Here is a 25642-nt window from a genome sequence, read left to right as displayed (position 1 = left end):
ATTTACCTGTCAACGAGGTTCGCACGATGCCCAGCCCGACCCGCGAGACCGGCAAGCAAAGCGATGAATTCCTGTTCGCCGGGCAGGCCTTGCTGCCCGAGGGCTGGCAAAGCGACGTTCTGATCCGCATCGATGCCAGGGGCCGGATTGCCGAAGTCACGCCGGGCGCCGCCCCGCAGGGCACGCGCCGGGCCGTGGTCCTGCCCGCACCGGTGAACCTGCACAGCCACGCCTTTCAGCGCGCAATGGCCGGGATGAGCGAAGCACGCGGGCCGGAACCGCGCGACACCTTCTGGACCTGGCGGCAGATCATGTTCCGCTTCCTCGACCTGCTGACACCGGAGGATGTCGAGGCCATTGCCGCCCTCGTACAGGTCGAAATGGCCGAAGCCGGCTATGCCGCCGTGGGTGAGTTCCACTACCTGCACCACCAGCCTGGCGGCACGCCCTATGACGATCTGGGCGAGATGTCGGCGCGCATCGCGGCGGCGGCGGATCAGACCGGGCTGGGCCTGACCATGCTGCCGGTTCTCTATAGTCAGGGCGGGTGCGACGGACGGGTGCTCGGGGCCGGTCAGGTGCGCTTCGGCAATGACCCGGAGCGTTTCGCGCGACTGCATGACGCCGCCCGTCGGGCGATTTCCGGGCTGCCGGGCGATACCATTCTGGGCGTCGCGCCCCATTCCCTGCGCGCCGTGACGCCCGAGGGACTGAGCGCCGCGATCGCCCTTGCCGGCGACACCCCCATCCACATGCACCTGGCCGAACAGGTCGCCGAGGTGACCGAGGTCGAGGCCGCTCATGGCCAGCGCCCCGTCGATTACCTGCTGGGCCGGCACGAAATCACGGCGCAATGGTGCCTGATCCATTGCACCCAGATGACCGGCACGGAAACCCTGGCCCTGGCGCAAAGCGGCGCGGTCGCCGGGCTGTGCCCGATCACGGAATCCAGCCTGGGCGACGGGATCTTCAACGGGGTCAGCTATCTTGGGGCCGGCGGGCGGATCGGGCTAGGATCGGATTCCAACATCCGCATTTCCCTGTCCGAGGAATTGCGCACCCTGGAATACAGCCAGCGCCTGCGCGATCTCTGCCGGGCCAGCGTGGCGACCCCGACGCAGTCTACGGGGCGAGTGCTGTACGATGCCGCGCTGCGGGGCGGGGCGCAGGCGGCTGGGCGCACCTCCGGCGTGATCGAAACCGGGGCCTTTGCCGATCTGCTGGCGCTGGATGGTGAGGCGATTGACCTCGAAGGACGGCGCGGCGATGCCCTGCTGGACGCGTGGATCTTTGCCGGCAGCGATGCCATGGTCACCGATCTGTGGTCAGCGGGGCGTCATATCGTGCAGGATGGGCGCCACCACCGGGGCGATGTGATCCGCGCCCGCTACCGCGACCGGATGCGCGCCCTGAGGGAGAAGCTGTGAGCACACGCGACGCCAAGAGCTGGATCCTGATCCGGGACGAGCTTCTGCGCCGGGTGCGCGAACGTGTCTGGGAACCCGGCGCACTGATCCCCGGAGAGGTCGAACTGGCCGAGGAATTCGGCTGCGCGCGGACCACCGTTAACCGCGCCCTGCGCGACCTTGCGGATGCCGGGCTGGTGCATCGCCGCCGGCGGGCGGGCACGCGGGTCGCGGTGAACCCACCGCACAAGGCCACCCTGACCATCCCGATCATCCGGGAAGAGGTCGAGGCACGCGGCGGCACCTATCACCATGCCCTGCAACAACGCGGCACCCGCCCACTGCCGGCGCATCTGGGCGGCGTCTTTCCCCTGCCCGACGGGGCCGAGGTGCTGCATACGGTGACGCTGCATTACGAAGACGGGCGACCCTATATCCATGAGGAACGCTATATCAATCTGGCAAATGCACCGGACCTTGCGGATCAGGATTTCGCCCGGATCAGCGCCAATGAATGGCTGGTACAGAACGCGCCCTATACCGGTGGCGACATGAGCTTTTTCGCCCTGCCCGCCGATGCGGCCCTGGCCGATGCCTTCGACACCAGCCTGGGCACTGCGCTGTTCGCCGCCGAACGGTCGACCTGGAATGACCAGGGGCCGATCACGCTGGTCCGGATGACTTACGCACCGGGCTTTCGGATGCGGACAAGTATCTGAGGTCGATACGACGATAGCCAGTCTCGCAATTGCCTCTTCCGCTTGTCCGCACCCGGCTTGAGATCAGCTGCTGACCAGCCGCGCGTACAGACGGAACGGCAAGATACGGCCCAGAACGGTAAAGACCCAGGAGAAGGGCGCCGGGAAATTGACCTGACGCGGCTCGGGATTCCGGATCAGGCACATGACGTGATACACGGCCTTTTCCATCGGCATGAGCTGCTTCATCTCGAAGCGGTTCTTTTCGGTCAGCCGCGAGCGGAAGAAACCGGGGTTCGCGACCTGAACATCCACGCCGGTGCCCTTGAGATCAATATAGAGATCTTCGGCCAGATGACGCAGCGCCGCCTTGCTGGCCCCGTACCCGATGGCCCCCGGCAGACCCTTGAACCCGGCAAGCGAGCCGATCAGAACCACATGGCCAAAACCGCGATCAACCCAACCCGGCACCGTACGGCCCAGCACGCGCATCGCGCCAAGGAAGTTCACATCGACGATCTGTTCGGCCTTTTCGGGATCCCATTCCTGCGCGGTCATGGGGTCGTAGCTGCCAGCACAATAAATCAGGCCATCGGCCTCACTTCCGCGCTGCAACGCCGCCCTGATCGAGTCCGGGTCACTGACATCCATTTCCAGAACCTCAGCGGAACCGAGTTCCTCGGCGAGGTTGTTCAGACGCTCTCCGCTTCGGGCGGACAGGATCAAATGCGCCCCGAGGCGGGACATTTCCCGAGCGACAGAGCGCCCAAGGCCTTCGCTCGCTCCGATGATCCAGTAAGTCTTGCCGTCAATCTGACGCGGCGTATGTCGTGGAAACATTCATGGTACTCCGAAAGGCGATCAGGACAATAAAGAAATCTTCAGCTAGCGCGCTGACGTAATAGTCACGAAAACCCAATCATTTAAGTTTCGAAGAATTTAACAGTGCTACAACAATAACCCGCCGCACTGGTCGTTTGCGGCGGGAAATCGCTTGTAAACACGCAACTTCGGCAGCTTCACGCGCAGAGGCCGAGCCAAACCGGTCTGCCGTTACGTCAGCCCCGCACCAGTTCGACCTGCACCACATCCGTCTGCCCGACACTGAACGAGGCCGCGCAGATGCCGAGGTAATATTGCCAGCTACGCAGGAAGGCGCTGCCATGGCCAAGCTCGCGGATGCGGGGGCGTTCGGCCTCCATACGGTCAAGCCAGGTGCGACAGGTCCGGGCATAATCCTGACCGAAAGCGAAATTCCCCACGACCCGCATTCCGGCCGCGCGTGCGGCGCGGGTGATCTCCTGGTCGCACAGAAGCTGGCCGCCGGGAAAGGCATGCTGACGGATATAATCGGAGCCCTTGCGATAGGTAGGGAAATAGCTATCCGGCACTGTGATCGCCTGCACCACGGCCCGCCCGCCTTCGGTCAGGCGATCACGCAGGGTTTCGAAATAGGTCGGCCAGTAGCGTTCGCCCACGGCTTCGATCATCTCGATCGAGACGATGCCGTCAAAGCGCCCCTCGCTGTCGCGGTAGTCCTGCAGACGGATGTCGGCACGCCCGTCCAGACGCGCATCGGCATAGGCCCGCTGCGCCGGCGAAATCGTCAGCGCGGTCACGTCGCGCCCCTGCCCGGCCGCCCGTTCGGCAAACCCACCCCAGCCGCAGCCGATTTCCAACAGGCGCTCTCCGCCGCCGACCCGGTCGAGGATACGGTCGTACTTGCGCATCTGCGCGCGCCCCAGGTCGTCGTCGTCCGGCGCGAACAGGGCCGAGGAATATGTCATCGACGGGTCCAGCCAAAGCTGGAAGAATTCGTTGCCAGTGTCGTAATGCGCCCGGATGTTGCGCCCCGCGCCACGCCGGGAGTTGGCCCGCAACGCCCGGTCGACCAGCCGGAACTTGAGGCTTTGCAGCGGGCTGGCATAGGCGAATTTCTCGAACTGGCGCAGGTTCTGCAGGGCCAGGCAGGTCAGGCCCTCGACCGAATTCGTATCCCAGAGACCCTGCACGAAGGCCTCTCCGAAGCCGACATCGCCACGGGCCAGGGCGGCCGTCACTGCCTGCCAGTCGTGGATCATCAGCGTGACCTCTTCGCCTGTCTCGCCGAAGTGATGGGTCACGCCTTCGGGCGTTACAAGGCGCAGGCGGCCGGTCTGGATGGCCTCGCAGCTGGTCAGGAAATCGCGTTTCACGCGGTCGGAAAGATAGGACATCAGGAAAGCTCCTTTGCAGGCGGGGCCGGGCGGCGGCGATAAATCGCGCCCTTCAGACGCAGGGCAAGCGCCTGCCGGTAGATCAGGACGATGGTCCGCAGCGCCCCGAACGGGCGGCGCAGCAGGGCGCTGGCCAGCAGGGCGCGGCTGGTCAAGCGCTCGCGGCGACCCGTCAGGGTGGCGTGCAAGCCTTCGGACCCGTCCTCATGAGCGATCAGAATGGCGATCCGGTCAAGTCCGATGCTGAACCGGAACCGATAGTCGCCCGAGATCTGGCGGAAGGGCGAAACATGAAAAACCTTGCGCGCACGCAGATCATCCTGCGCGTCGATAGGCATGAAACCGGGATGTGCGCAAAGATAGCTATGCCGATCCCCGAAGGTATTGTTGACCTCGGCAATGGCGGCAATCAGGGCCTCGCCGCGAAAGACCAGCCAGAAGGACACCGGATTGAAAAGCGCCCCGAAGAAGGCCGGCTGGGTCAGCAGCAGGATCTGATCGAACCCTTCGCCCGTCAGCCCGCGCTCCGCGAGAACCTCGCGGCACCAGGTCACGCCCCGGCCCTGCCCGCGCGGGCCGCCATGGTCGCGATCCCGGACCGATGCGAGGTTGCGCCCGTGCCGCGAAAACAGCCAGGGGGTCCGGTCGTTTTCGGGGTCGATCAGCACATAATCCACGCCATAGCGAAAGCTGTGCTGCACCGCACCGTGCCGGGAATGGGTGGTCTGGCCCCGGACCATCTGCGGGATGCGCGTCATCAGCCTGCCCCGACCAGTTGCGGATCAAGCTGGCGGGCAACCCGCACGGCGCTTGCGAAGCCGTCTTCGTGGAATCCGTGACGCAGCCAGGCCCCGGCGTACCAGGTGGCATCGCGGCCCTGCATCGCGGCGATCTGCCCCTGCGCCTTCAGCGCGGCGCGGTCGAAAACAGGGTGGCGAAAGACCGTCTGATCGTAAATCGCGCCATCGTCGATGCCGCCTTCCTGCGGATTCAGCGAGACGAACAGAGGGTCGGACGGATCGATATTTTGCAGCTTGTTCATCCAGTAGGTCACGCCGATCCCCCCGCCCTGTTCGTCAGCGCGGTAAACCCAGGACGACCAGCAGGCCCGGCGGCGCGGCATCTGGCGTTCATCGCGGTGCAGCACCACATGGTTGTCCTGATAACCGACGGCAGCCAACGCGGCCTTTTCGTCGGGCCGGGGGCGGGCCAGCAGCCGAAGCGCCTGATCCGAATGGCAGGCCAGGATCACCTGATCGAAGGTTTCGTCCTCTGCGCCCGGCAGACTGAGGCGCGGCAGCGGTCCGTCCCGGTGCAACCCGACAACGGGCGCGCGGGTACGGATCGTCAAGCCAAGACTGCGCAGCCGCGTTTCCAACCGCCGGACATATTCGACCGAGCCCCCCTGCACCGTCCACCACTGGTGCTGACCACTGGCGGAAAGCAGCGCGTGATTGCGGAAGAAGCGCACCAGCGCACGCGCCGGAAACCCATCGATCCCTTCGGGGGGCGTGGACCAGATCGCCCCGCAGATCGGACGCAGGTAATAATCACGGAACCAGGGGCCAAGCTGCAGGGTCTCCATCAGGTCGGCCACGGTCGTCTCGTCATCCTTAGCCACGGTTTCCGCATGGGCGTTGAACCGCAGGATATCGCGCACCATCCGGGCGAAACCGGGGCGTAGAAGGTTGCGTTTCTGCCCGATCAAAGCGCTGAGGTTGCGCAGCCCGTATTCGATCCGCCCCCCGTCGATCGAGGCGCCAAAGCTCATGTCGCTGCGGGTCACCGGCACATGCAGGTCGCGGAACATCGACGTCAGATGCGGGTAGTTGGCATAATTGAAGACGATAAAGCCGGTATCCACGGGCTGATCGCCATGCAGCCCCGCCGTGACCGTGCGGGCGTGACCGCCAAGGGTCGGCCCCGCTTCGAACAGTGTCACCTTGTGATGCGGCGCCAGCATATAGGCCGAGGCCATGCCGGAAATGCCACCGCCGATGATGGCGATACGCTGGGGCCGGAAGGCAAGGGCATCGAAGGACATGGGCGGCTCCTGTCGCAGGTTTCGGAGTGTATACGGGAAGTATCGCGGATCGGTTCACACGAAGTTGAAATAATCGCACCGCCAGTCGCCGGGCCCGTTGGGTAGAAAAATCCCGACGAAATGTGATCCGGGGCGGCCAGACCCGCGTAACCTCACCATGTTGAACCTCGGTCAGATGCCTGCAACAGTGCTGGAAAGGGTCGCGCCTCCGAAATTTCGGACCGGCGCGCAGCCCTGTGCCCGCAATCCCCAGGCCGGAGGTCGCAAGATAGAGCGTTCAGAACAGACCGAATGGATGTTGGCCGTGCGCGATGACCGCGACCGTGCCGCCTTTGCCCGGCTGTTCGGCTTTTTCGGGCCACGGATCAAGGGGATGCTGATGCGCTCCGGCATGTCCGGGGCTGCGGCCGAAGACGTGGTTCAGGACGTGATGCTGGCGGTCTGGAACAAGTCGGCGCAATTCGATCCTGCCCGCGCCCCGGTTTCCGCCTGGATCTATCGCATCGCCCGCAACCGGCAGGTCGACCTGGCCCGCAAGGCGGCGCGACCTCTGCCCGAGGAAATCGAGACCGAAACCCCGCCCGAAGCCGATGCTGGCCAGATCCTGGGTCTGCAACAGGAAGGCGCGCGCCTGCGTGACGCCCTGGCGCGGCTGGGTCCCGAGCAACGCGAGATGATCGCGCGGGCCTACCTGGGCGACCTGACCCATAGCGAGATTCAGGCCGCAACCGGCCTGCCCATGGGTACGATCAAATCGCGCATCCGCCTTGGACTGGAACGGTTGCGCCACGAATTGAAGGACCTGCGGTCATGACCGTGACCCATCATATCCACGATTCCATGCTGGCCGCCTATGCCGCCGGTCGGCTGCCGCAAGCGTTCGAGATGGTCGTCGCCGCGCATGTGTCGCTGTGCGACCACTGCCGCGCCGCGCTTGAAACCCATCAATTCGTTGGCGGCACCTTGCTGGAGACCGGCCAGACCGAGGACCTGTCCGCAGGGGCGCTCGACACCCTGATGGCGCGGCTTGACGACAATCTCTCCGAGGCGCCCAACGAAGTGGCCCAGGTCAATCGCCGCATGGGAATTTATCCCGGCCCCGTGGCCCGTGCGCTCGGGCAGAGACCGCCGCGCTGGCGCGCCGCCGGTGGGGGTGTGCGCCAGACGATCCTGTTCGAAAACGGCAAGAGTTCTGCCCGGTTGCTTTATATTCCCGGCGGCATGGCCGTGCCCGATCATGGCCACAACGGAACCGAGCTGACCATGGTCCTTCAGGGCGCCTTCCACGATGAAACCGGACACTTCGGGCCCGGAGACGTGGAAATCGCCGACGAATCTCTGGAACATACGCCGATTGCGGATCCTGGTCCGGCCTGTATCTGCCTTGCCGCGACCGATGCACGCCTGCGCTTTACCTCGCTGCTGCCCCGGCTTGCCCAGCCGTTCCTGCGGATCTGAGTCCCGCGCGGGAGCGGTCGCGACAAGCGCCGCAGAAAAGGGGGGCGCTGCCCCCCGCGCCTGCGGCGCTCCCCCCGGGATATTTGAAACAGGGAAACCTCTGGTGCGTCAGAGGCCGGTTTCGGCAGCGATCTGGGCACGGGATTTACGCGCCCTTTCAGTGGCCGACTTCAGCTGACCGCAGGCGGCCATGATGTCTTCGCCGCGCGGGGTGCGGATGGGCGAGGCGTAGCCTGCCTTGTAGATGATATCCGCAAAAGCCTTGATCCGGGTCCAGTCCGAACGCTGATAGGGCGCTCCGGGCCATTCGTTGAAGGGGATCAGGTTGATCTTGGCCGGGATGCCCGAGATCAGCTTGACCAGCCGGCGGGCATCGGCATCGCTGTCGTTCACATCCTTCAGCATGACATATTCGAAGGTGATCCGTTCGCTGTTGGACAGGCGCGGATATTCCTTGAGCGTGCTCAGCAAGGTCTCGATGTTCCAGCGCTTGTTGATCGGAACCAGCTTGTCGCGGGTCTCGTCCGTGGTGGCGTGGAAGGAGACGGCCAGCAGGCAGCCGATTTCTTCGGCGCATTTGGCGATTTCGGGCACGACACCCGAGGTCGACAGCGTGATCCGGCGCCGCGAAAGCGAGATGCCCTCGGGGTCCATGGCGATCTTCATCGCGTCGCGGACATTGTCGAAATTGTAGAGCGGTTCGCCCATGCCCATCAGCACGACATTGGACAGCAAGCGGGTTTCATCCTTGGGCGCACCGGGCACCGGCCATTCGCCAAGGTCATCGCGTGCCAGCATCACCTGGCCGACGATTTCCCCTGCCGTCAGGTTGCGCACCAGCTTCTGGGTGCCGGTGTGACAGAAGGAGCAGGTCAGCGTGCAGCCCACCTGGGACGAGATGCAAAGCGTGCCGCGATCAGCCTCCGGGATATAGACGACCTCGACCTCGTGACCACCAGCGATGCGGACAAGGTATTTTCGCGTACTATCGTCGGAGACCTGCTTTGACACGATCTCGGGCAGGGCAATCACGAAGTTCTCGGCCAGTTTGGCTCGGAAATCCTTGGCGAGGTTGGTCATTTGCGCAAAATCGCGCACGCCCCAGTGGTAAATCCATTGCCACAACTGGTTGACCCGCATCCTGGCCTGCTTTTCCGGCGTACCGATCGCGACCAGCGCCTCAAGCAATGCCGGCCGCGTCAGACCGACAAGGTTCAACGGCCCCTCGGCAGCTTTCCGGGGGATCGTCATGACATCCTGCGTGATCGGGGCGCTGGCGCCCATGCCGTCGGCCTGGCTCATCTGCTGGCTCCTGCTGGAAGACCGTTGAGGGAAAGGATGGCCTATACCGGATTCTTTTCCACATGAAAAGGCGGGCGCGCCCTGCGGCACGCCCCGTCTTTTCCGACCCGCAAGGCGCGCTGGCCTATTTGCAGCGCGAGGCGCTGTCTTCGACCGCTGCCGTGAACCCCATGAGCGAGAAGGTATCCTTGGTCACCGTGCCACGCCCGGATCGCGCTGTCAGCACCGCATCGGTGCCGGCTTTCAGCGCCGCAAGGATGCTCGCATCATCACCGGCATTGGCCGGCCAAGCCCATTCACCCTGCGTGTAAAGCTCGAACGTCTTGTTATCCACAGCCATGCTGACCGTGGAGCCATCCGCAAAGGGATACCCGCCGGTAAAGGCCACCTGACCGGCCAATTCCGCGCCTGGTCGGAAGAAAGCCATCAAGCGGATCTCGCTCCGGCGGACCGAAACGACCTGGCCGTTGCGGGTGTTCACTGTTTCCTTGGGCTGGGAAACAGCCCAGCATTCCTTGGGATCGGGTTCCTCGAAAACACTCCAGTCGGTCATGACCGCAACCTGGTTTTCGCTCACGGTCTGCGCCATGGCCTGGCTGCCTGCAACCGCGAGAACGGCGAGGGCGACCCCCAAAATCCGAGATGTCATTTGTCCAGCCTCCAAGCTGTCCTTGCCTCATTCATGCCCCGCGAATTCGCTTCGTCTCTAGGGCTTTTCCTACGTACGCGACATTGCAATATTAGACGGAAATCTGCCACATGCGAAAGGCCAATTGGCAGAAAACCGCACATCACCGAAAGGCATGACATGGAGATCGCTGCAACAAGGGACGCCACCCTGTCGGGAGCCGACAAACTGGTCGAAGTCTGGCGCGGTCCGATCTGCGAATCAATCCATTTTGGCCATGCCGCAATCGTCGACGCCAACGGACAGGTGATCCGGGCCTGGGGCGACCCGGACACCATCATCCTGCCGCGCTCTTCCTGCAAGATGTTGCAGGCGCTGCCGCTGCTGGAAAGCGGCGCCGCCGATGCAGCGGGCCTGACCGACAGGCAGTTGGCGCTTTCCTGCGCCTCCCATAACGGGGCGGCCATCCATAGCGAAGCGGTGACCGACTGGCTGGCGCAGCTTGGCCTGTCCGAAACCGACCTGCGCTGCGGCCCCCAGGAACCGGCCGATATTCCCGCCCGCGACGCCCTGATCAAGACCGACAGCAGCCCTTGCCAGATCCACAACAATTGCTCGGGCAAGCACGCCGGCTTCCTGACGTTCAACCGCCACATCGGCGGCGGCAGCGAATACGGCGAGGCGGATCACCCGGTCCAGAAGGCCGTGCGCGAGGCCTTCGAATCCACCACCGGGCTCGACAGCCCCGGCTACGCCATCGACGGCTGCTCGGCGCCTAATTACGCGACCTCCGTCACCGGCCTCGCCCGCGCCATGGCCTTCTTCGCCAATGCCCACAAGGGCGGTTCGATTCGGGAAAAATCCGCCGCCCGGTTGACCGCCGCCATGGCCAGCTACCCCGAGATGGTCGCCGGCGAAACCCGCGCCTGCACCGAACTCATGCGCGCCATGAAGGGACGTGTCACGGTCAAGACCGGCGCCGAAGCCGTCTTTGTCGCGATCATTCCCGATCTCGGCCTCGGCGTTGCGCTCAAGATCCTCGACGGCAGCACGCGGGCCTCGGAATGCGCCATTGCGGCGATCCTTGCCGATCTGGGCGTCCTCGACCCGAACAGCCAGGCCGCCCGCAATCGCATGAATGTCCCGCTGCTGAACCGCCGCGGCATCGATTGCGGCAGTATCCGCCCCGCTTCCGGCTTCCCGGCCTGAGGCGCACCCCGACATGTTTCCCTGTCGGAAATATCCTCGGGGGATGAATGGCGCCCCTCGGGGTGACAGAAGGGGGCCGAGGCCCCCTTCCTTCAATTCACCTCGTCAAGGTCTTCGGGCTGGCCAACCACTACAAAGCGCAACTTGTCCGGATCGAGCCATGTCTTCGCGACGCGGTTGATATCTTCCAGCGTCACCGCGTTCACCCGGTCATTGCGGCTGTCTGGATAATCGATCGACATCCCGTCATGCTGCATGCTGACCAGGATCGAGGCAATTGGCCCGTTGCCGTCGAAGCGCAGCGGATATTCCCCGGTCATGTACTTCTTGGCGGCCTCAAGCTCTTCCTCGGTGACGCCATCCTCGGCAATGCGGCTCCATTCATCGCGAATCACCAAAATGGCCTCGGCCACCCGTTCATTGCCCGAGGCGACAGCCCCCTGCCACAGATCCGCGTAATCGCGATCCGCGATCCAGGAATAGACGCCATAGGTCAGCCCGCGCTTTTCGCGCACCTCATGCATCAGGCGGCTTTCAAACCCGCCACCGCCAAGGATCGTGTTCAGGATGAACGCGGGGAAGAAGTCGGGATCTTCAAGGCCCAGCCCCTCCTGCCCCCAGATCACCTGCGCCTGGGGCGTGTCGAAGGGGATGATCGTCACACCGGGGGTCAGGCTCAGCTCGGCCATCTGCGGCAGCGGCGCCCCGCCCTCCGGCAGATCGCCCAGCAGGTGATCCAGCAGCGCGCCCAGTTCCTCCGGCGTAATATCCCCGACCGCGGCCACGCTCACCCGGTCACGCACCAGCACGTTGTCGCGCGCGGTAAACATGTCGTCCCGGTTCAGCGCCTCGACGCTGTCGATCGTGCCTTCGACCGGGCTGCCATAGGGGTGATCGCCAAAGGCCATCGCCGCAAAGGCCCGCGACCCGATGGTCTGGGGATCCTGTTCGTCCGACCGCAGGGACGAGGTGATCTGCCCCTGCACCCGCGCGATGGCATCCTCGGGGAAGGTCGTGTCGACCAGGCTCTGATGCAGCAGATCCACGGCCTCGTCCCGGTTCTCGCTCAGGAAGCGGGCCGAGATCGACAGCGCATCGGACGAAACGTCGAAACTGAAACTCGCCGCCAGCGCGTCGGTCGCCTTGGCAAATTCCTGCGAATCCATCTCGCCCGAGCCTTCTTCAAGCAGGGCGGTCATCAGATAGGTCGCGCCGCGCTTGTCGGCGAGGTCCATCGACGCCCCCCCGGCAAAGCGCAATTCCAGCGCGACGAAGGGGATGGAATGCTCCTCGACCAGCCAGGCGTCGATGCCGCCGGGGCTGGTGACGGGCTGGATGTCGGTTTCCGCGATAGCGGCCCCGGCCAGCAGCGGAGCGGTCAGCAGGCTGGCGACAAGGGGAAGGACGAAGCGCATCATTGTTGGGTCTCCTCGCTCATCACGTATCCGGTGACCGCTCGGTCGCGGTTCAGGACCTCCTGCGCGGCGGCGATGATCTGATCCGGCGTGACCTCCTGCAGGATACCGGGCCATGCCTGGATATCCTCGATCGTCAGGCCACGTGTCAGGGCAGTGCCATACATCCGCGCCAGGCCAGCCACGTCGTCGCGATCATAGATGTCCTGCGCCCGGATCTGCAGCTTGATCCGGTCGAGGTCCTCTTCATCGACGCCCTCCTCGACAAAGCTGGCAAGGGCGGCGTCCATGGCCGCTTCGGCCTCTTCAAGGCTGGTACCGGGGGCCGGCACCACATAGGTGCCAAAGACCGTGTCATCCAGCGATGTGGCGCTGTAATAGGCCGATGTATAGACCGCGATCTTCTGTTCCAGAACCAGCTTTTCCGTCAGGTAACCGGTCTGTCCGCCACCCAGCAGCTGGGACAGCATCACCAGGGCGGCGGCCTCTTCCTGCGCGCCCGAATCCCGTTCCGGTGCCAGATAGGTCCGGGTCACGTAAGGTTGCGCAATCCGCGGATCGCTGAAGCGCAGCAGCCGTTCGGCCAGTTGCGGTGGCTCTTGCGGGCGAATGCGGTCCGGCAGGTCGGGGTTGGCGGGGATCGGGCCGTAGTATTCCTCGGCCAGCGCACGCACGCCTTCGGGGGTCACGTCGCCGGCGACGATCAGGGTCGCGTTGTTGGGCGCGTAATAGGTCTTGTAGAAAGCCTCTGCATCATCCAGATCCAGTTCCTCCATCTCGTGCCGCCAGCCGATGACCGGGATGCCATAGTGGTGGTTCAGGTATTGCGCCGCCCGCATCTGTTCCTGAAACAGAGCGCCGGGGTCGCTGTCGATGCGCATGTTGCGTTCTTCCAGGATGACATCGCGTTCGGTGGCGATCACATCCTCGGTCAGGTTCAGGTTCACCATTCGGTCGGCTTCCATCTGCATCATGATCGGCAGGCGGTCGGCCGCGACACGCTGGTGATAGGCGGTGGTGTCGAAGCTGGTAAAGGCATTGTCCGTGCCGCCGTTCTCGGCCACCACGGCGGAAAACTCGCCCGTCTCCAGCGTATCCGTTGCCTTGAACATCAGGTGCTCAAGAAAATGCGCAATGCCGGAGACACCGGGCTGTTCGTCCGCCGATCCGGCGCGATACCAGACCATCTGCACCACGACCGGCGCCCGGTGATCTTCGATCACCACCACCTGCAACCCGTTATCCAGGGTGAAATCCGTCACCAGATCCGATGTCGTTTCCTGCGACAGGGCGGGCGCGGCAAGGGCTGTGCTCATTATGGCCAGGGTCAGCGCCCCGGCGGCGAGCCGTCTCAGCATCTCTTGTCCTCTCGGCTGTTCTTGTGTCTGCCAGAGACCATAGGCGCCAGCCCGTCCACCGCAACCGCCTGACGCGGTTTTCACCCCTATGTGACGATGCCGGAGCCGCCGCGCATCCCCCGCGCATCCCCGCAGGGTTGCCCCAGGACGGCTAAGATTGGGTTAACCATGCCCGAAGATGCACACACCCGCCGCCGTGCAGAGACGGGGCGGGTGAAGAGCCCACTGAACGGACAATGGCTGGTGCGATATTCGGGGGCCGGCGCGATATTCGGGGCGATGTCCGGCGCGCGGAGCCTTATTGGGGTGGATAGCTCGGGGTGTCGTAACCGGCGCGGCGATAGGCCTCGGCCACGTCGCGCGGCTGAAGGGTCTGATCTTCGTAGGCGCGGTAATAGCGGTCGATGTTGAACGGGTTGAGAGAGGTCCAGCGCGCTTCCTTGCGGCGGAATTCCGCATCCTCGGCCGCGAGGGAGGCACGGATCGACGGATCGACCCCGGCGCGCCCGGCATAGGACAGCAGCGCGCCATCGGACGACGGCACGGCGGTGCTGTTCAGCGCCGCGGCATTGCCACCAAGGGCGGCGACGGCATCGGCCTTGGGCGTCGGATCGACCCGGTTGCTGCCACCCGGTGTCGGCACCGGCAGGGATGCCAGGTTTTCCGGCGTCTGCAGCGGCTTGGTCGGAACGACGTTGAATTCTTCCGGCCCCGGACTGGTGTCCCGGAAGCTGCGCAGCGTGTCTTCGCTGCTGCAAGCCGCCAGCGCGCCGATAACGACGCAGCCGACCAGGCCCGTTTTCAGACCATTCGCAAAAAGGCGCAGCCCTCGTGCCATCTTCATGGCCTTCCCTTTCGTATCTCTCGCCGAGACCTAACCGATTGGCAGGCCAAGGTCACGTCCCTTTCTCGGCCGGCAGGAAGACCAGCATCACTGCGCCCACAAAGATCGCGACATCCGCGATATTGAAGGCATAGGGGTTCACGATCCCGCAGCAGGAAACGTTCATGAAATCCGCCACGGCCCCGTAAAGCAGCCGGTCCACCACATTGCCAAGCGCGCCGCCCACCAGGAAACCTGCCGCGATCAGCCCGATCCGCCGCGGTCTTTCGCGGTGCACCCAGAACAGGACCCCGGCGCAGATCACCAGGGCGATGCCGATCAGGATCCAGCGTCCGTTGGTGTTGCCTTGCGACAACAGGCCAAAGTTGATGCCGTCGTTCCAGGCCATGTGGAAGGCCACGAAACCCGGAATGACGTCGATTTCCTTCAACGCCTGCAGGTCTAGGAAATGCACCACGAGGTACTTGCTCAGCTGATCCGCAAGGAACACCCAGAACCCGGCCCAGAAAACGATACGCATCATCCGCTCAGTGCCGGAAATGGCGCATGCGGGTCATCACCATGGCCAGCCCCGCGTCATCTGCCGCGTCGATCACATCCTGATCCCGCATCGAGCCACCGGGCTGAATGACAGCCGTCGCCCCAGCTTCCGCCGCCGTCAGCAGGCCGTCCGCGAAGGGGAAGAAAGCATCCGAGGCCACGACCGATCCCTTGGTCAGCGGCTCGGCAAGGCCAAGCGCCTCGGCCATGTCATGGCTCTTGCGGGCGGCGATCCGGCAGCTGTCGACGCGGCTCATCTGGCCGGCCCCGACGCCGACGGTCGCGCCATCCTTGACGTAGACGATGGCGTTGGACTTCACGTGCTTGGCGACCTTCCAGGCGAACAGCAGATCGGCCATTTCCTTGTCCGAGGGCGCGCGTTTCGTCACCACCCGCAGGTCGTCCATGTCGATGTGACCCGAATCCTTGTCCTGCACCAGGAAGCCGCCCGAGACCTGCTTGACCATCAGGCCGGCGGTCAGCGGATCCGCCAGGCCATCGGTCAGCAGCAGGCGCAGGTTCTTCTTCTTCGCGAGGATCTCGCGCGCCTTTTCATCGGCACCCGGCGCGATGATGACCTCGGTGAAGATCTGCGCGATCTCCTCGGCGGTTTCGGCATTCAGCGCCTCGTTCAGCGCGATGATCCCGCCGAAGGCCGAAGTCCGGTCGCAGTCGAAGGCGCGCATGTAGGCTTCGCGCAGGGTCTCGCCGCGCGCCACGCCGCAGGGGTTGGCGTGCTTGATGATCGCGCAGGCCGGGCCGTTGCCGGGCAGGAATTCCGACACCAGCTCGAATGCGGCATCGGTGTCGTTGATGTTGTTGTAGCTCAGCTCCTTGCCCTGCACCTGAGTGGCCGAAGCCACGCCGGGCCGGGACGAGCCGTCGCGGTAGAAGCCCGCCTTCTGGTGCGGGTTCTCGCCATAGCGCAGGGTCTGCGCCAGGGTGCCGCCAAAGACCCGGCGGCGCGGCGCCTCCTGGCCAAGCGCGCCGGTCATCCAGGCGGAAACGGCCGCGTCATAGGCGCCGGTGCGGGCATAGGCGTTCAGCGCCAGCTTCTGTCGGAAGGCGTAAGTCGTCTGGCCGTCATGTTCGTCCAGTTCTTCCAGCAGCGCGGCGTAGTCTTCGGTATCGGTGACAACCGAGACGAACCTGTGGTTCTTCGCCGCCGCCCGGATCATGGCCGGGCCGCCGATGTCGATATTCTCGATGCAGGTGTCGTAATCCGCGCCCTTGGCGACGGTTTCCTCGAACGGATACAGGTTCACGATCAGCAGGTCGATCGGGGTGATGTCATGTTCGTTCATCGCCGCGACATGGCCGGCGTCGTCGCGCAGCGCCAACAGACCGCCGTGCACCTTGGGATGCAGGGTCTTGACGCGCCCGTCCATCATTTCCGGGAAGCCGGTGACATCGGCCACGTCGGTGACCTCCAGCCCGGCCTCGCGCAGCATCCCGGCGCTGCCGCCGGTCGACAGCAGCTCGACCCCGCGACTGGCAAGCGACCTGGCCAGGTCGATCAGGCCGGTCTTGTCGGATACGGAAATCAGGGCGCGACGCAGGGGGTAAAGCGCGAGGGTCTCGGTCATGTCTTGGGCCATCCAGCAGCAACGGGTCAGAACAATTCGGGCATCTTCAGGTCATCGGCCTCGATCCCGGCAAGGTCGCGGGTGGCAACCGGCATGTTCGGAGCCTTGGCAAAGGACCAACGGATGCGGGTCGCATATCCCATCGCGCGGCCAGATAGAACCAACTGTTTGCAGCTTCTCGGCCGGATACGCCCCTTTTCAAGGAAAACCGAGGCTTCGACCTCCTGCCCCGCCTGCCCGTCATATCGGAACAGCCAGGTTTCCCCGCTTGGCAATGTCAGCCGCAGCGCGCCGTCGTCGGCATCGGGTGCGGCCTCGACCTCGGGGTGCAGGTGAAAGCGGATCTTGTAGGGAATGCCCAGATCCGCCGCCTGCCCCCCGGCACGGTCAAAGCGTTTCTTGTCCCGGTCGGCCAGCGCCAGCAACATGTCCTCGCCGCCCATGGCGCGACCATCGAAGGACAGATCCAGCAGCCGCGCATGGGTCAGCCCGTAGTCCCTGACATAGCCGTCATGGCTGGCCTCCAGCCGGGTGCCCTCGGGGCTGGTGGTGATCTCGGCCTGCACGTGACGGGGCATATGGGCAAAGCCGTCGCTACGGGTCGCAAACTGGGACGAGGATTTACCGTCTAGGATCAGCGTCGAATGGCTGGGGGTGGAGCGGCCCGCGCGCTGCCAATCCGCGCTCATGCCTTCGCCGGATCCGCAACTGACCACCAGGGGCCGCCGCCCCGAAGTGATCTCCATCGCAAGGGTCGAGGCATGGGCATGCGCCCCCTCGCGCCCCCGCGCGGGCGGCGCGGCATCAAGAATCACGCTGACACGCCCCGCGCCCAGCCGGGCAAAGCCCATCGCCCGGCCCTGCGGGCTGGGCAGCGACACGCCCGAGGCCGCCAGCATCCGGTCCAGCCGGCCGTTGACCCCACGCTCGCCGCCCTGAAACCGCGCCAGCGTGCCATCCGAATGGCGCAGGGTGCGCAGCACCGGGGCAATGGCGCGGATGGCGGCCAGATGACCGGGCAAGGCCGGGCTGTCGGCTTCCTCCAGCGCGGTCAGCGCCCAGATCAGCAGGGTGAAGACCTTCAGCAGGTCCTCGGGGTTGCGACTGGCCAGCGTGCCATCGGCGGTGACCAGATCGGCGATGGCGCTTTCCAGACCGGTCTGGGCCGGGGCGACGAACCCTTCGGCACCGTGCAGGGAAAGGGCCGCGCAAAGCAGGCCGGTCAGGGCCTCGACCCGTGGCAGACCGGGCGGGACCTTGTGCCAGCGGCGACCAAGGAACAGCACCTGACGGCCCAGACTGGTCGAGATCGCGGCGCTGTCCTCGGCACTGGCCTTGCGCATCAGGAACTGGCTGTGATTGATGCAGCGCAACAGGCGGCGCCCGGTCAGCAGGGGCGTCCAGCCGGGCCCGCCGCCCCGGCCATAAAGGTCGATCCAGTCCCGCATCCAGCCTTGCGCCCGCAGGCGCGCGGGCTTGTCCCCGAGGGCCGCGAGGTCTTCGAGCCAGTCGAACCCCTGCACCGCATCGGAAAAGCCCGCATCCGGCACCTCGACCCGCCAGGGGGCCGCGTCGGGATCGGTTTCCGGAGCCGAAATTTCTGTGCCCGCGAACAGGAAATCCCCCGCCATCAGGGCCTTGCCCCGCTCCACCGGGCCAAAGCCGCGCGGATCGGGGTAGAAGATGAAAGCGGTCTCGATCCGGGCCCGCGCGGCGAGCCTGGCGTGGATCCTGTTCACTGTGCCCACCCCGGCTGAACGCCGGGATCCGGGGTGCGTCATCGACCTGCCTCTGGGTTCCGGGGGCCTGTTGGCGCCGGGTTACCCCGGTGCGTCGCCCTGTTTCCTCACCCTAGCCGCTGGTCGCGTCCCTGTCATGCAGCATTCGGCCCGGCGCGCCGGTTGCATCGCCAAAGCCTGCGCGACACCCTTCCAAAGCCTTCTTGTCAGGCGCCCTTGCGCAGGCAGGCCATGTAGAAGCCGTCCATGCCGCCAAGGTCGGGCCACATGTCCGGGGTCAGGCGCAGCCCGCCTTCTTCGGTGATCCAATCGGGTTCAACCCCTGGCAAGGTCAGGGCATCCCGGTCCACGCTCAGGCCGGGATGGCGGGCAAGGGCCTCTTCGACCTGGCATTCGCCTTCGTCGGGAATCAGCGAACAGGTGCAGAAGATCAGCCGCCCACCTGGTTTCAGCAGGGTCAGCGCGTGGTCCAGCATGGCGGCCTGCAGTTCGATCAGCCCGCCGATCTCATCCCCTTCGCGCACCAGCGGCAAGTCGGGGTGGCGGCGGATCGTGCCGGTGGCAGAGCAGGGCGCGTCCAGCAGGATGGCGTCGTACAGGGTGCCGTCCTCGGGCTGGAATTCCAACGCATCGCCGCCCAGGACGCTGGCCGTCAGACCGGTGCGTTGCAGGTTTTCCTGCAGACGTTTCAGGCGGTTTTCCGACAGGTCCAGCGCGGTGACGCGGGCACCCGCCGCGGCCAGTTGCAGCGTCTTGCCGCCCGGTGCCGCGCAAAGATCAAGGATGTTTTCCCCCGCTTGCGGCGCAAGGATACGCGCCGGTAGCGCGGCGGCGGCGTCCTGAATCCACCAGCCCCCGTCGTCGTAGCCCGGCAGGGCCGAGACCTGCTGCCCGGCTTCCAGCCGGATCGAGCCGATGGGCAGGAGAACGCCGCCCAGCTTTTCCGACCAGTCGGCCGCCGCCGAGGGATCGCGCGGGGTCAGGTCCAGGGGCGCGCCCTGCGACTGCGCCAGTTCGAAGGCGGAAACACGTGGTTTTCCATAGGCTTCGCAAAGAGGTTCTCGCAGCCAGTCGGGCAGGCGCGGGGCGCGCAGGCGGGTCCATTGCACCGGCGCTTCCTCGGCCGTCTTGCGCAATACGGCGTTCACGAGGCCCTTCATGTGGGCTTGTTTCGGCACCCGTCCTGCGGCCTGGACAAGGTCGTTGACCACCCCATGAGCCGCTGCACCCGTGGCCAGTTCGTAGCAGCCGAGGCGCAGGATGTTGAGGATCTCGGGCGGCGGGGTCTTTTTCAGGTGGTTGAACAACAGCCGGTCACAACGCTCCAGCCCGCGCAGGGTTTCCGTCGCCAGGCGCAGGGCGCGCGCGCGGTCCGCCGGGGGCATGGGCCGCAGCCAGGGCGCGTCGCGCAGGTCCGACAGCAGGCGGGGGTCTTCGCCCAGCACCTCGTTCAGCATCCGCAGCGCGGCGTCTCGCGCGGTCGGAATCCGTGGTGCCCTGTCCTGCGGATCGGCCGGTGCAGCCGGTTTCGGGCCCTGCGTTTGCGGCGCGGGCCGGCGGGATCTGGGCTTGCGTGGGTTCTGCATGACGGCGGACTCCTTGCCGGGGGTCAGGGCGGGCGTATAACATGGGGCGAGCCGAAAGGAAGCATGATGCCGATGGATGAAAACCACAACGATCTGCCCGCCGCCGCGCAACGCGCCCTGGCAGAGGCGCAGGCGCGCCGTGAAAAGGCCGAAGCCGAGGCCATTGCCACCCCGAAGGAATATGGTGGCCGGGATGGCCCGGACCCTGCGCGCTACGGCGACTGGGAAAAGAAGGGGCTGGCGATCGACTTCTGAGCGCTTTAGGCGCTCTTGCACCGGTGGGTACAGGGCACCGGGGGCTCTGCCCCCACGCGCGCTGGCCGCTTGAAGCGGTCAGCGCGCGTTCCCCCGGGATATTTCGAACAGGGAAACGGGTGGCGTGATCAGTCGTTGAGGCCGAGCACGTCGAGCATGTCGTATTCGCCCGGTGCTTTGCCTTGTCCCCAGAGCGCGGCTTTCAGCGCGCCCTTGGCGAAAACCGTGCGGTCTTCGGCGACATGGCGCAGGATGATGCGTTCGGATTGCGAGGCGAAGAGCACGTCGTGTTCCCCGATGATGCCGCCGCCACGGATGGCCGCAAAGCCGATATGACCGCGTTCCCGCGCGCCGGTGATCCCGTCGCGCCCACGGTCGGCCACGCCTTCGAGCGAGACCTCGCGCCCTTCAGCGGCTGCTTCGCCCAGCATCAGGGCGGTGCCGGAGGGCGCGTCAACCTTGCGGTTGTGGTGGTATTCGACGATCTCGATATCGAAGTCTTCGTCCAGGGCCTGGGCGACCTTGCGGGTCAGCTGGGTCAGCAAGTTGACCCCGAGGCTCATGTTGCCGGCCCGGATGATGGCGGTTTGCTTTGCGGCGGTCGCGATACGGGCGATGTCTTCGGGCGCCAGGCCTGTGGTTCCGATGACATGGACGAGCCCGTGGCGGGCGGCGAGGTCGGCAAAGTCCACTGTCGCGGCTGGGGCCGTGAAGTCGATGGCCGCATCAGCCCCAGCGAAGGCGGCCTCCGCATCGTCGGTCACGGTGATGCCGAGCGCGCTGCCCCCCATGGCCGCACCCAGATCGCGGCCGATCCAATCGCTTCCGCTGCGTTCGACCGCGCCGACAAGCCGGGTCGCGGGGTTGTCGAGGACACTGCGCGCCAGCATCTGACCCATCCGCCCCGAGGCGCCGGTCACCACGATTCCGGGCAGTTGCGATCCCGTTTCAGCCATCTCGATCTCCTGCATGTCAGCCGCAGGCGTGTCTTATCCTGCGAAAAGGCGCTTGGCAAAGGGTCGCGGGAGCCCTGCACCGCTTGGCAAAGGCGCGCAGAGCGATTAGATGCGGGACATGAGCAGGAACAAATTCACCGATGGGGACGGACCTTCGCAACGCCAGCTGCGCGTGGGCGAGACGATCCGTCGTGCCCTCTCCGAAATTCTGGCGCGGGACGATATCCACGACCCGGAGCTGAACCGTCTGTCGATCACCATCGGCGAAGTGCGGACCACCGGCGATCTGAAGATCGCCACTGCCTTCGTGATGCCGCTTGGCGGTGGGAATGTCGACGATGCCGTCGCGCTTCTGGCCCGCAACAAGTATGAACTGCGCCGCATGATCGGCCGCAAGCTGAAGCTGAAGTTCACCCCGGATTTGCGGTTCCGCCCCGACGACACCTTTGATCTGCTGGACGAATCCCGTCGCCTGTTTTCCGACGAAACGGTGCGCCGCGATATCGCGGCCGGCCAGTCCGGCGAGGATCAGGTCAGCGACGATCAGGCCGAAGACACCAGCGCGGGGCCTGACAGCGAAGGGCCGGAATCCCACAAGGAAGAATAAGCCGATGCGCCTGCGTCCCTGGCTGATTGCACTTGCGGCAGGGGCCGGGCTGAGCCCGGCGTTTTCCGGCGTTCCAGCCGGCGCGGTCACCTGCCGGAACGCAGAGTTTTCCGGCAACCGGTATGCGCTTTGCCAGGTCGACATGACGCAAGAGGACCTGCGCCTGTTCCTTTATGATGCCGGCGGCGCGCCCTATGGCGAATTTTCCGCGATCGACGCACGGCTGGCCGGGGAAGGCAAGGTGCTGGCCTTTGCCATGAACGCTGGCATGTATCACGAAGACCGCGCCCCTGTCGGCCATTACGTCGAAGACGGCAAGGAGGTCATGCGCCTGATCCCCAACGCCGGGCCGGGCAATTTCGGGCTGCTGCCCAACGGGGTCTTCTGCCTTGGCGACGGGTCCGCCCGCGTGATCGAGACCCTGCGGTTTCAAGACGAGGCCCCCGCCTGCCGCTATGCCACGCAATCCGGTCCGATGCTGGTCATCGACGGCGAATTGCATCCCCGCTTCCTGCCCGACAGCACCTCGCGCTATATCCGCAACGGGGTCGGCACCAGTGATGACGGCAAGACGGCGACCTTCTTGATTTCGCGCAATCCGGTCACCTTCCATGAATTCGGCAAGGTCTTTCGCGACGACCTCGGGTTGAACCAGGCGCTGTTCTTCGATGGCAATATCTCGCGCCTGTATGCACCGGAACTTGGACGGAACGACTGGGGTCGCGCCATGGGGCCGATTGTCGGCGTCGTGGTCGACCGCGAAGGCGACTGACGGCCAAGGCCGGCAATCCGGGACTGCCGGCCTTCTGCCTTTTCAGGCAGCTAGTGGGTCTGGAAGGCGATCGGCCACATGAAATCAAGCGATTTGTAGCCCTGGCCCAGGTAATGGGTCACCCCTGCCTTGTCGGCCATGTTGTACCCCGGATGCAGCGCCCCCGTCGGCACCGAGAAGGGAAAGAACTCGGCCGAGGTCGGGTTGTAGGCCGCCGTGGCATGGCAACTGTGGCAACTGGCCTCGAACCGGGTCCAGTAGGTCGGCTGCGCGGTATTGGGACTGCCGGCGAAATCCTCCATGTCCGTGTGACCAAGGATCACCGGTACCGTGCCTTCGCCATTCTCGGTGAACCGGATCTGGGTGCCGTTCGGCGCATAGGCCTGCAGCCCCGCATCCCCAAGACCCGCCGCGCGCAGGATCGCGGCGATTTCGTCGCTGCTCAGCGGGGCCCGCTGGGTGATCAGTGCATCGCGCACCTCGGCCACGCCGGGGTTGTCGTTGAATTCGAAAGTGGTCCAGAACCAGCTGGGATCTTCGGAATAGAACACCTGCGAAGGGTCGGACAGCGACTGCATCTTCACCATGATATGAAGGCCCCGCCACCAGTATTCCCCGCTGTCGAAGGTGAAGGTCAGCGCGCCTTCGGGGACCGGGCTGCCGGGGGTGACCTGCAACCAGGACGCCTTGAGTTCGATCGAACCGACGGGCATGTCGACGTATTCGTTGTCGGTAAAGAAACTGGCCAGATCGCGTTTCGTCGTCAGCCCGTTGTCGACAAGATAGTCATAGCTGATCTTGTTGCGCGTCACCTGTTCATTGGCGCCGTCCGGGTCCTCTGTCGAGACACGGCCCGCAAGGATATCCTTCTTTTCCGCGCTCGGCTGCATGGCGTGATCCGCGCCGGCGCCGAAATCAAAGGGCATGCGGGTGTCGAAGGTATCCGGATCGCTTGGCCAGGACATCCACAGCGGGGCCTGATCGGTGCCGGACATGCCGCCGTTCGCCGTGTCCGCGATCATGCGATTGACCCGCGCAAAGAACATCCAGGCCAGGGTCTCGCGATCCGCGAGGCTGTCGCCAAAGGCCATGGCGGCGCAATCAGCCGCAAAATCGGCATCGGACTTGTCGAACCAGCCGTTGCCGACGCAGGCCATGTCGCCGGTTGCGTCCTGCGCTTGGGCCGGGCCCTGGGGCAGAGCAAGGCTGGCTGCCGTCAGCAAAAGCACCGCCGCCGCCGCGCGCGATCCTGCGGGACGCCGCGCGATTCCTGTCCTGCCTGTCGAAATGGGTATGGTCATGGAAACTCCTCCGAAAATGCTCCGCCGAATGACGGAAATCCGGACACTGCGCTGATGTGTCAGTGCGGCGCCCTCCCCCTACGTCAAGCTGACATTGGCGCGGACACATATCAATCCCTGATTGTGCCAATCGGTGTTTACGACCGTCAGTACGGCAGGACGTGGAAAGGCGTTGACACACGCCGCACTTCAGCCCCCTTGACGCCTGAGGTCCGGCCCGCTAGGTCGCGGACCTTCGGCAAACAGGGGCGATATCTTCATGGGACGCAGACGCAAGGGACGCGACATTTCCGGCTGGCTCGTGGTCGACAAGCCCGCCGGGCTGACCTCCAACGCCGTGGTGAACAAGGTCCGTTGGGCGCTGGATGCCAACAAGGCCGGCCATGCGGGCACCCTTGATCCCGAAGCGACCGGCGTGCTGGCCGTTGCCCTTGGCGAGGCGACCAAGACCGTGCCCTTCGTGACGGACGCGCTGAAAGCCTATGATTTCGTAATCCGGCTGGGACAGGGCACCAATACCGACGATGCCGAAGGCGAGGTCATCGCGACCAGTGACGCCCGCCCGTCGGACCATGACATCAAGGAAGCCCTGCAAGGCTTCGTCGGGGACATCGAACAGGTCCCGCCGCAGTTCAGTGCGGTGAAGATCGACGGTGAACGCGCCTACAAACGCGCCCGCGACGGCGAAGCGATGGAAATCGCGGCCCGCCCGCTGTTCGTCGAAAGCCTGATCCTGCTGGACCGCCCCGATGCGGATCACGCCCGACTGGAAATGGTCTGCGGCAAGGGCGGCTATGTCCGTTCCATCGCGCGGGACCTGGGGCGCGTGCTGGGATGCCACGCCCATGTGGACCACCTGCGCCGCCTGTGGTCCGGGCCGTTCGACGTGGCCGAAGGCATTGCCTTCGCCGAGGTCGAAAGGCTGGCCCGCACGCCCGAGCTTGACGCCTATCTGCTGCCGCTGGAACTGGGCCTGGCCGATCTGCCAGAGGTCCATGCCACCGCCGAAGGCGCCACCCGCCTGCGTCACGGCAACCCCGGCATGGTGATCGCCAGCGGGCTTGAGTACGGCGAAACCTGCTGGGCCAGCCTGAATGGGCAACCGGTCGCCGTGGGCACCTTCCGGGGCGGTGAATTGCACCCCAGCCGGGTGTTCAACCTGACCGAAGGCGCATGAGCGGACTGGTCACGCGCCACTTCCGCAAGGGCGACGCAGATAGCAGCGCGCTTTATTCCCCCTGCGAATCCTATCGCTATGCCCTGACCCGCACCTGGGGGCCGGGGCCGCGCATGTTGTTCGTGATGCTCAACCCCTCGACCGCGACGGAAACGGCCAATGACCCCACGGTGGAACGCTGCGAACGCCGGGCACGGGCGCTTGGCTTTGGCGGCTTCCGGGTCTGCAACCTGTTCGCCTGGCGTGAAACCGCCCCGGCGCGGCTGAAGGCGGCCGCGCAGCCTATCGGCCCGGACAATGACGCCGTGCTGCGCGACAGCGCCGGTTGGGTCGGCGAGGGCGGTCTGCTGCTGTGCGGCTGGGGCGTGCACGGCGGCCACCTGGCCCGCGATGCCGAGGTGCTGGACCTGCTGCACGGCACCGGGCGCCCCCTTGCGCACCTTGGCCTGACCAAGGGCGGCCACCCGCGCCACCCGCTTTACCGTGCCTATACGGTCCAGCCCGAGCCTTGGCAGCGTTAACCGACGCTTCACCTTTGCACCCGA

General features: G+C 65.3%; 24 protein-coding genes and 1 pseudogene. 10 read left to right on the top strand and 15 right to left on the bottom strand.

The genetic code is table 11. The annotated features are described in order from the left end of the window. The first annotated feature begins 26 nt into the window (after positions 1–26). Together PSAL_RS14580 and PSAL_RS14575 are read left to right on the top strand one after the other, a co-directional pair. Complete coding sequence (locus tag PSAL_RS14580) at positions 27–1427, top strand: formimidoylglutamate deiminase (protein WP_119839295.1); 1401 nt, start codon at positions 27–29, stop codon at positions 1425–1427. Then, on the top strand, positions 1424–2125 hold the full coding sequence (locus tag PSAL_RS14575; protein WP_196941863.1) for a UTRA domain-containing protein: 702 nt from the start codon (positions 1424–1426) through the stop codon (positions 2123–2125). The genes PSAL_RS14580 and PSAL_RS14575 overlap by 4 nt, the downstream gene beginning before the upstream one ends. 63 nt (positions 2126–2188) lie before the next feature. Here PSAL_RS14575 and PSAL_RS14570 read toward each other — a convergent pair whose 3' ends face one another. From PSAL_RS14570 to PSAL_RS14555, 4 genes are all read right to left on the bottom strand, one after another. Beyond that, entirely contained in the window at positions 2189–2944 is a 756-nt protein-coding gene (locus PSAL_RS14570; protein WP_119839294.1) for an SDR family NAD(P)-dependent oxidoreductase, read from the bottom strand. Positions 2945–3162: 218 nt separating this feature from the next. After that, positions 3163–4320, bottom strand: coding sequence for an SAM-dependent methyltransferase (locus PSAL_RS14565; protein WP_119839293.1), 1158 nt, complete (start codon positions 4318–4320; stop codon positions 3163–3165). Beyond that, a complete protein-coding gene (locus PSAL_RS14560; RefSeq protein ID WP_119839292.1) occupies positions 4320–5078 on the bottom strand; it encodes a DUF1365 domain-containing protein in 759 nt (252 codons plus the stop codon). Before PSAL_RS14560 ends, PSAL_RS14565 begins: the two co-directional genes overlap by 1 nt. Next, positions 5078–6364 (bottom strand): NAD(P)/FAD-dependent oxidoreductase, encoded by a 1287-nt coding sequence (locus PSAL_RS14555; protein ID WP_119839291.1) that lies wholly within the window; start codon positions 6362–6364, stop codon positions 5078–5080. The genes PSAL_RS14560 and PSAL_RS14555 overlap by 1 nt, the downstream gene beginning before the upstream one ends. Positions 6365–6539: 175 nt before the next feature. Between PSAL_RS14555 and PSAL_RS14550 the strand changes: the two genes are divergently transcribed. Both PSAL_RS14550 and PSAL_RS14545 read left to right on the top strand, forming a co-directional pair. Continuing rightward, positions 6540–7178 (top strand): sigma-70 family RNA polymerase sigma factor, encoded by a 639-nt coding sequence (locus PSAL_RS14550; RefSeq protein WP_331274411.1) that lies wholly within the window; start codon positions 6540–6542, stop codon positions 7176–7178. Further along, positions 7175–7822, top strand: coding sequence for a ChrR family anti-sigma-E factor (locus tag PSAL_RS14545; RefSeq protein WP_119839289.1), 648 nt, complete (start codon positions 7175–7177; stop codon positions 7820–7822). The genes PSAL_RS14550 and PSAL_RS14545 overlap by 4 nt, the downstream gene beginning before the upstream one ends. Positions 7823–7930: 108 nt before the next feature. On the opposite strand, the gene rlmN is transcribed toward PSAL_RS14545, so the two are convergent. Together rlmN and PSAL_RS14535 are read right to left on the bottom strand one after the other, a co-directional pair. Further along, positions 7931–9106: a 23S rRNA (adenine(2503)-C(2))-methyltransferase RlmN gene (gene rlmN, locus PSAL_RS14540; protein WP_119839441.1), complete on the bottom strand. Its 1176-nt coding sequence runs from the start codon at positions 9104–9106 to the stop codon at positions 7931–7933. Positions 9107–9248: 142 nt separating this feature from the next. Beyond that, positions 9249–9773: an invasion associated locus B family protein gene (locus PSAL_RS14535; protein WP_196222791.1), complete on the bottom strand. Its 525-nt coding sequence runs from the start codon at positions 9771–9773 to the stop codon at positions 9249–9251. A 159-nt stretch (positions 9774–9932) separates the two neighbouring features. On the opposite strand from PSAL_RS14535, the gene PSAL_RS14530 reads away from it, so the two are divergent. Beyond that, a complete protein-coding gene (locus PSAL_RS14530; RefSeq protein WP_119839287.1) occupies positions 9933–10961 on the top strand; it encodes an asparaginase in 1029 nt (342 codons plus the stop codon). A 92-nt stretch (positions 10962–11053) separates the two neighbouring features. On the opposite strand, the gene PSAL_RS14525 is transcribed toward PSAL_RS14530, so the two are convergent. The 7 genes from PSAL_RS14525 to PSAL_RS14495 all read right to left on the bottom strand — a co-directional run bounded on the left by PSAL_RS14525 (position 11054) and on the right by PSAL_RS14495 (position 20029). Beyond that, positions 11054–12379 (bottom strand): M16 family metallopeptidase, encoded by a 1326-nt coding sequence (locus tag PSAL_RS14525; RefSeq protein WP_119839286.1) that lies wholly within the window; start codon positions 12377–12379, stop codon positions 11054–11056. Then, entirely contained in the window at positions 12376–13734 is a 1359-nt protein-coding gene (locus PSAL_RS14520; RefSeq protein ID WP_119839285.1) for a M16 family metallopeptidase, read from the bottom strand. The genes PSAL_RS14525 and PSAL_RS14520 overlap by 4 nt, the downstream gene beginning before the upstream one ends. 298 nt (positions 13735–14032) lie before the next feature. Then, complete coding sequence (locus tag PSAL_RS14515) at positions 14033–14578, bottom strand: DUF3035 domain-containing protein (protein WP_231388528.1); 546 nt, start codon at positions 14576–14578, stop codon at positions 14033–14035. A 52-nt stretch (positions 14579–14630) separates the two neighbouring features. After that, positions 14631–15098, bottom strand: coding sequence for a signal peptidase II (lspA, locus tag PSAL_RS14510; protein WP_119839439.1), 468 nt, complete (start codon positions 15096–15098; stop codon positions 14631–14633). A 7-nt stretch (positions 15099–15105) separates the two neighbouring features. Further along, positions 15106–16704: a bifunctional phosphoribosylaminoimidazolecarboxamide formyltransferase/IMP cyclohydrolase gene (purH, locus tag PSAL_RS14505; protein ID WP_119839438.1), complete on the bottom strand. Its 1599-nt coding sequence runs from the start codon at positions 16702–16704 to the stop codon at positions 15106–15108. A gap of 26 nt (positions 16705–16730) precedes the next feature. Beyond that, a complete protein-coding gene (locus PSAL_RS14500) occupies positions 16731–18443 on the bottom strand; it encodes a heparinase II/III family protein (RefSeq protein ID WP_331274410.1) in 1713 nt (570 codons plus the stop codon). Between the two features lie 206 nt (positions 18444–18649). Further along, positions 18650–20029: an RsmB/NOP family class I SAM-dependent RNA methyltransferase gene (locus PSAL_RS14495; RefSeq protein WP_119839283.1), complete on the bottom strand. Its 1380-nt coding sequence runs from the start codon at positions 20027–20029 to the stop codon at positions 18650–18652. Positions 20030–20101: 72 nt separating this feature from the next. On the opposite strand from PSAL_RS14495, the gene PSAL_RS14490 reads away from it, so the two are divergent. After that, a complete protein-coding gene (locus PSAL_RS14490; RefSeq protein ID WP_196222801.1) occupies positions 20102–20284 on the top strand; it encodes a DUF1674 domain-containing protein in 183 nt (60 codons plus the stop codon). Positions 20285–20412: 128 nt separating this feature from the next. On the opposite strand, the gene dapB is transcribed toward PSAL_RS14490, so the two are convergent. Beyond that, positions 20413–21240: a 4-hydroxy-tetrahydrodipicolinate reductase gene (gene dapB, locus PSAL_RS14485; protein WP_119839437.1), complete on the bottom strand. Its 828-nt coding sequence runs from the start codon at positions 21238–21240 to the stop codon at positions 20413–20415. Positions 21241–21358: 118 nt separating this feature from the next. On the opposite strand from dapB, the pseudogene rbfA reads away from it, so the two are divergent. Beyond that, positions 21359–21766, top strand: a pseudogene (gene rbfA, locus PSAL_RS14480) (30S ribosome-binding factor RbfA); the annotation flags it as partial. A gap of 85 nt (positions 21767–21851) precedes the next feature. Further along, complete coding sequence (locus PSAL_RS14475) at positions 21852–22619, top strand: phosphodiester glycosidase family protein (protein WP_119839281.1); 768 nt, start codon at positions 21852–21854, stop codon at positions 22617–22619. Between the two features lie 50 nt (positions 22620–22669). Here PSAL_RS14475 and PSAL_RS14470 read toward each other — a convergent pair whose 3' ends face one another. Beyond that, complete coding sequence (locus PSAL_RS14470; RefSeq protein WP_147407631.1) at positions 22670–23920, bottom strand: hypothetical protein; 1251 nt, start codon at positions 23918–23920, stop codon at positions 22670–22672. Between the two features lie 259 nt (positions 23921–24179). On the opposite strand from PSAL_RS14470, the gene truB reads away from it, so the two are divergent. Both truB and PSAL_RS14460 read left to right on the top strand, forming a co-directional pair. Next, positions 24180–25097 carry a tRNA pseudouridine(55) synthase TruB gene (gene truB, locus PSAL_RS14465; protein ID WP_119839279.1) on the top strand — a complete coding sequence of 306 codons (918 nt, stop codon included), beginning with the start codon at positions 24180–24182 and terminating at the stop codon, positions 25095–25097. A gap of 5 nt (positions 25098–25102) precedes the next feature. Next, entirely contained in the window at positions 25103–25618 is a 516-nt protein-coding gene (locus PSAL_RS14460) for a DUF1643 domain-containing protein (protein WP_119839435.1), read from the top strand. Positions 25619–25642: the final 24 nt, after the last annotated feature.

The organism is Pseudooceanicola algae (assembly GCF_003590145.2).
In the GTDB taxonomy this organism is placed as follows: domain Bacteria; phylum Pseudomonadota; class Alphaproteobacteria; order Rhodobacterales; family Rhodobacteraceae; genus Pseudooceanicola; species Pseudooceanicola algae.
Note: the sequence above shows the minus strand (reverse complement) of the source record. Positions and strands in the feature narration are given on the sequence as shown.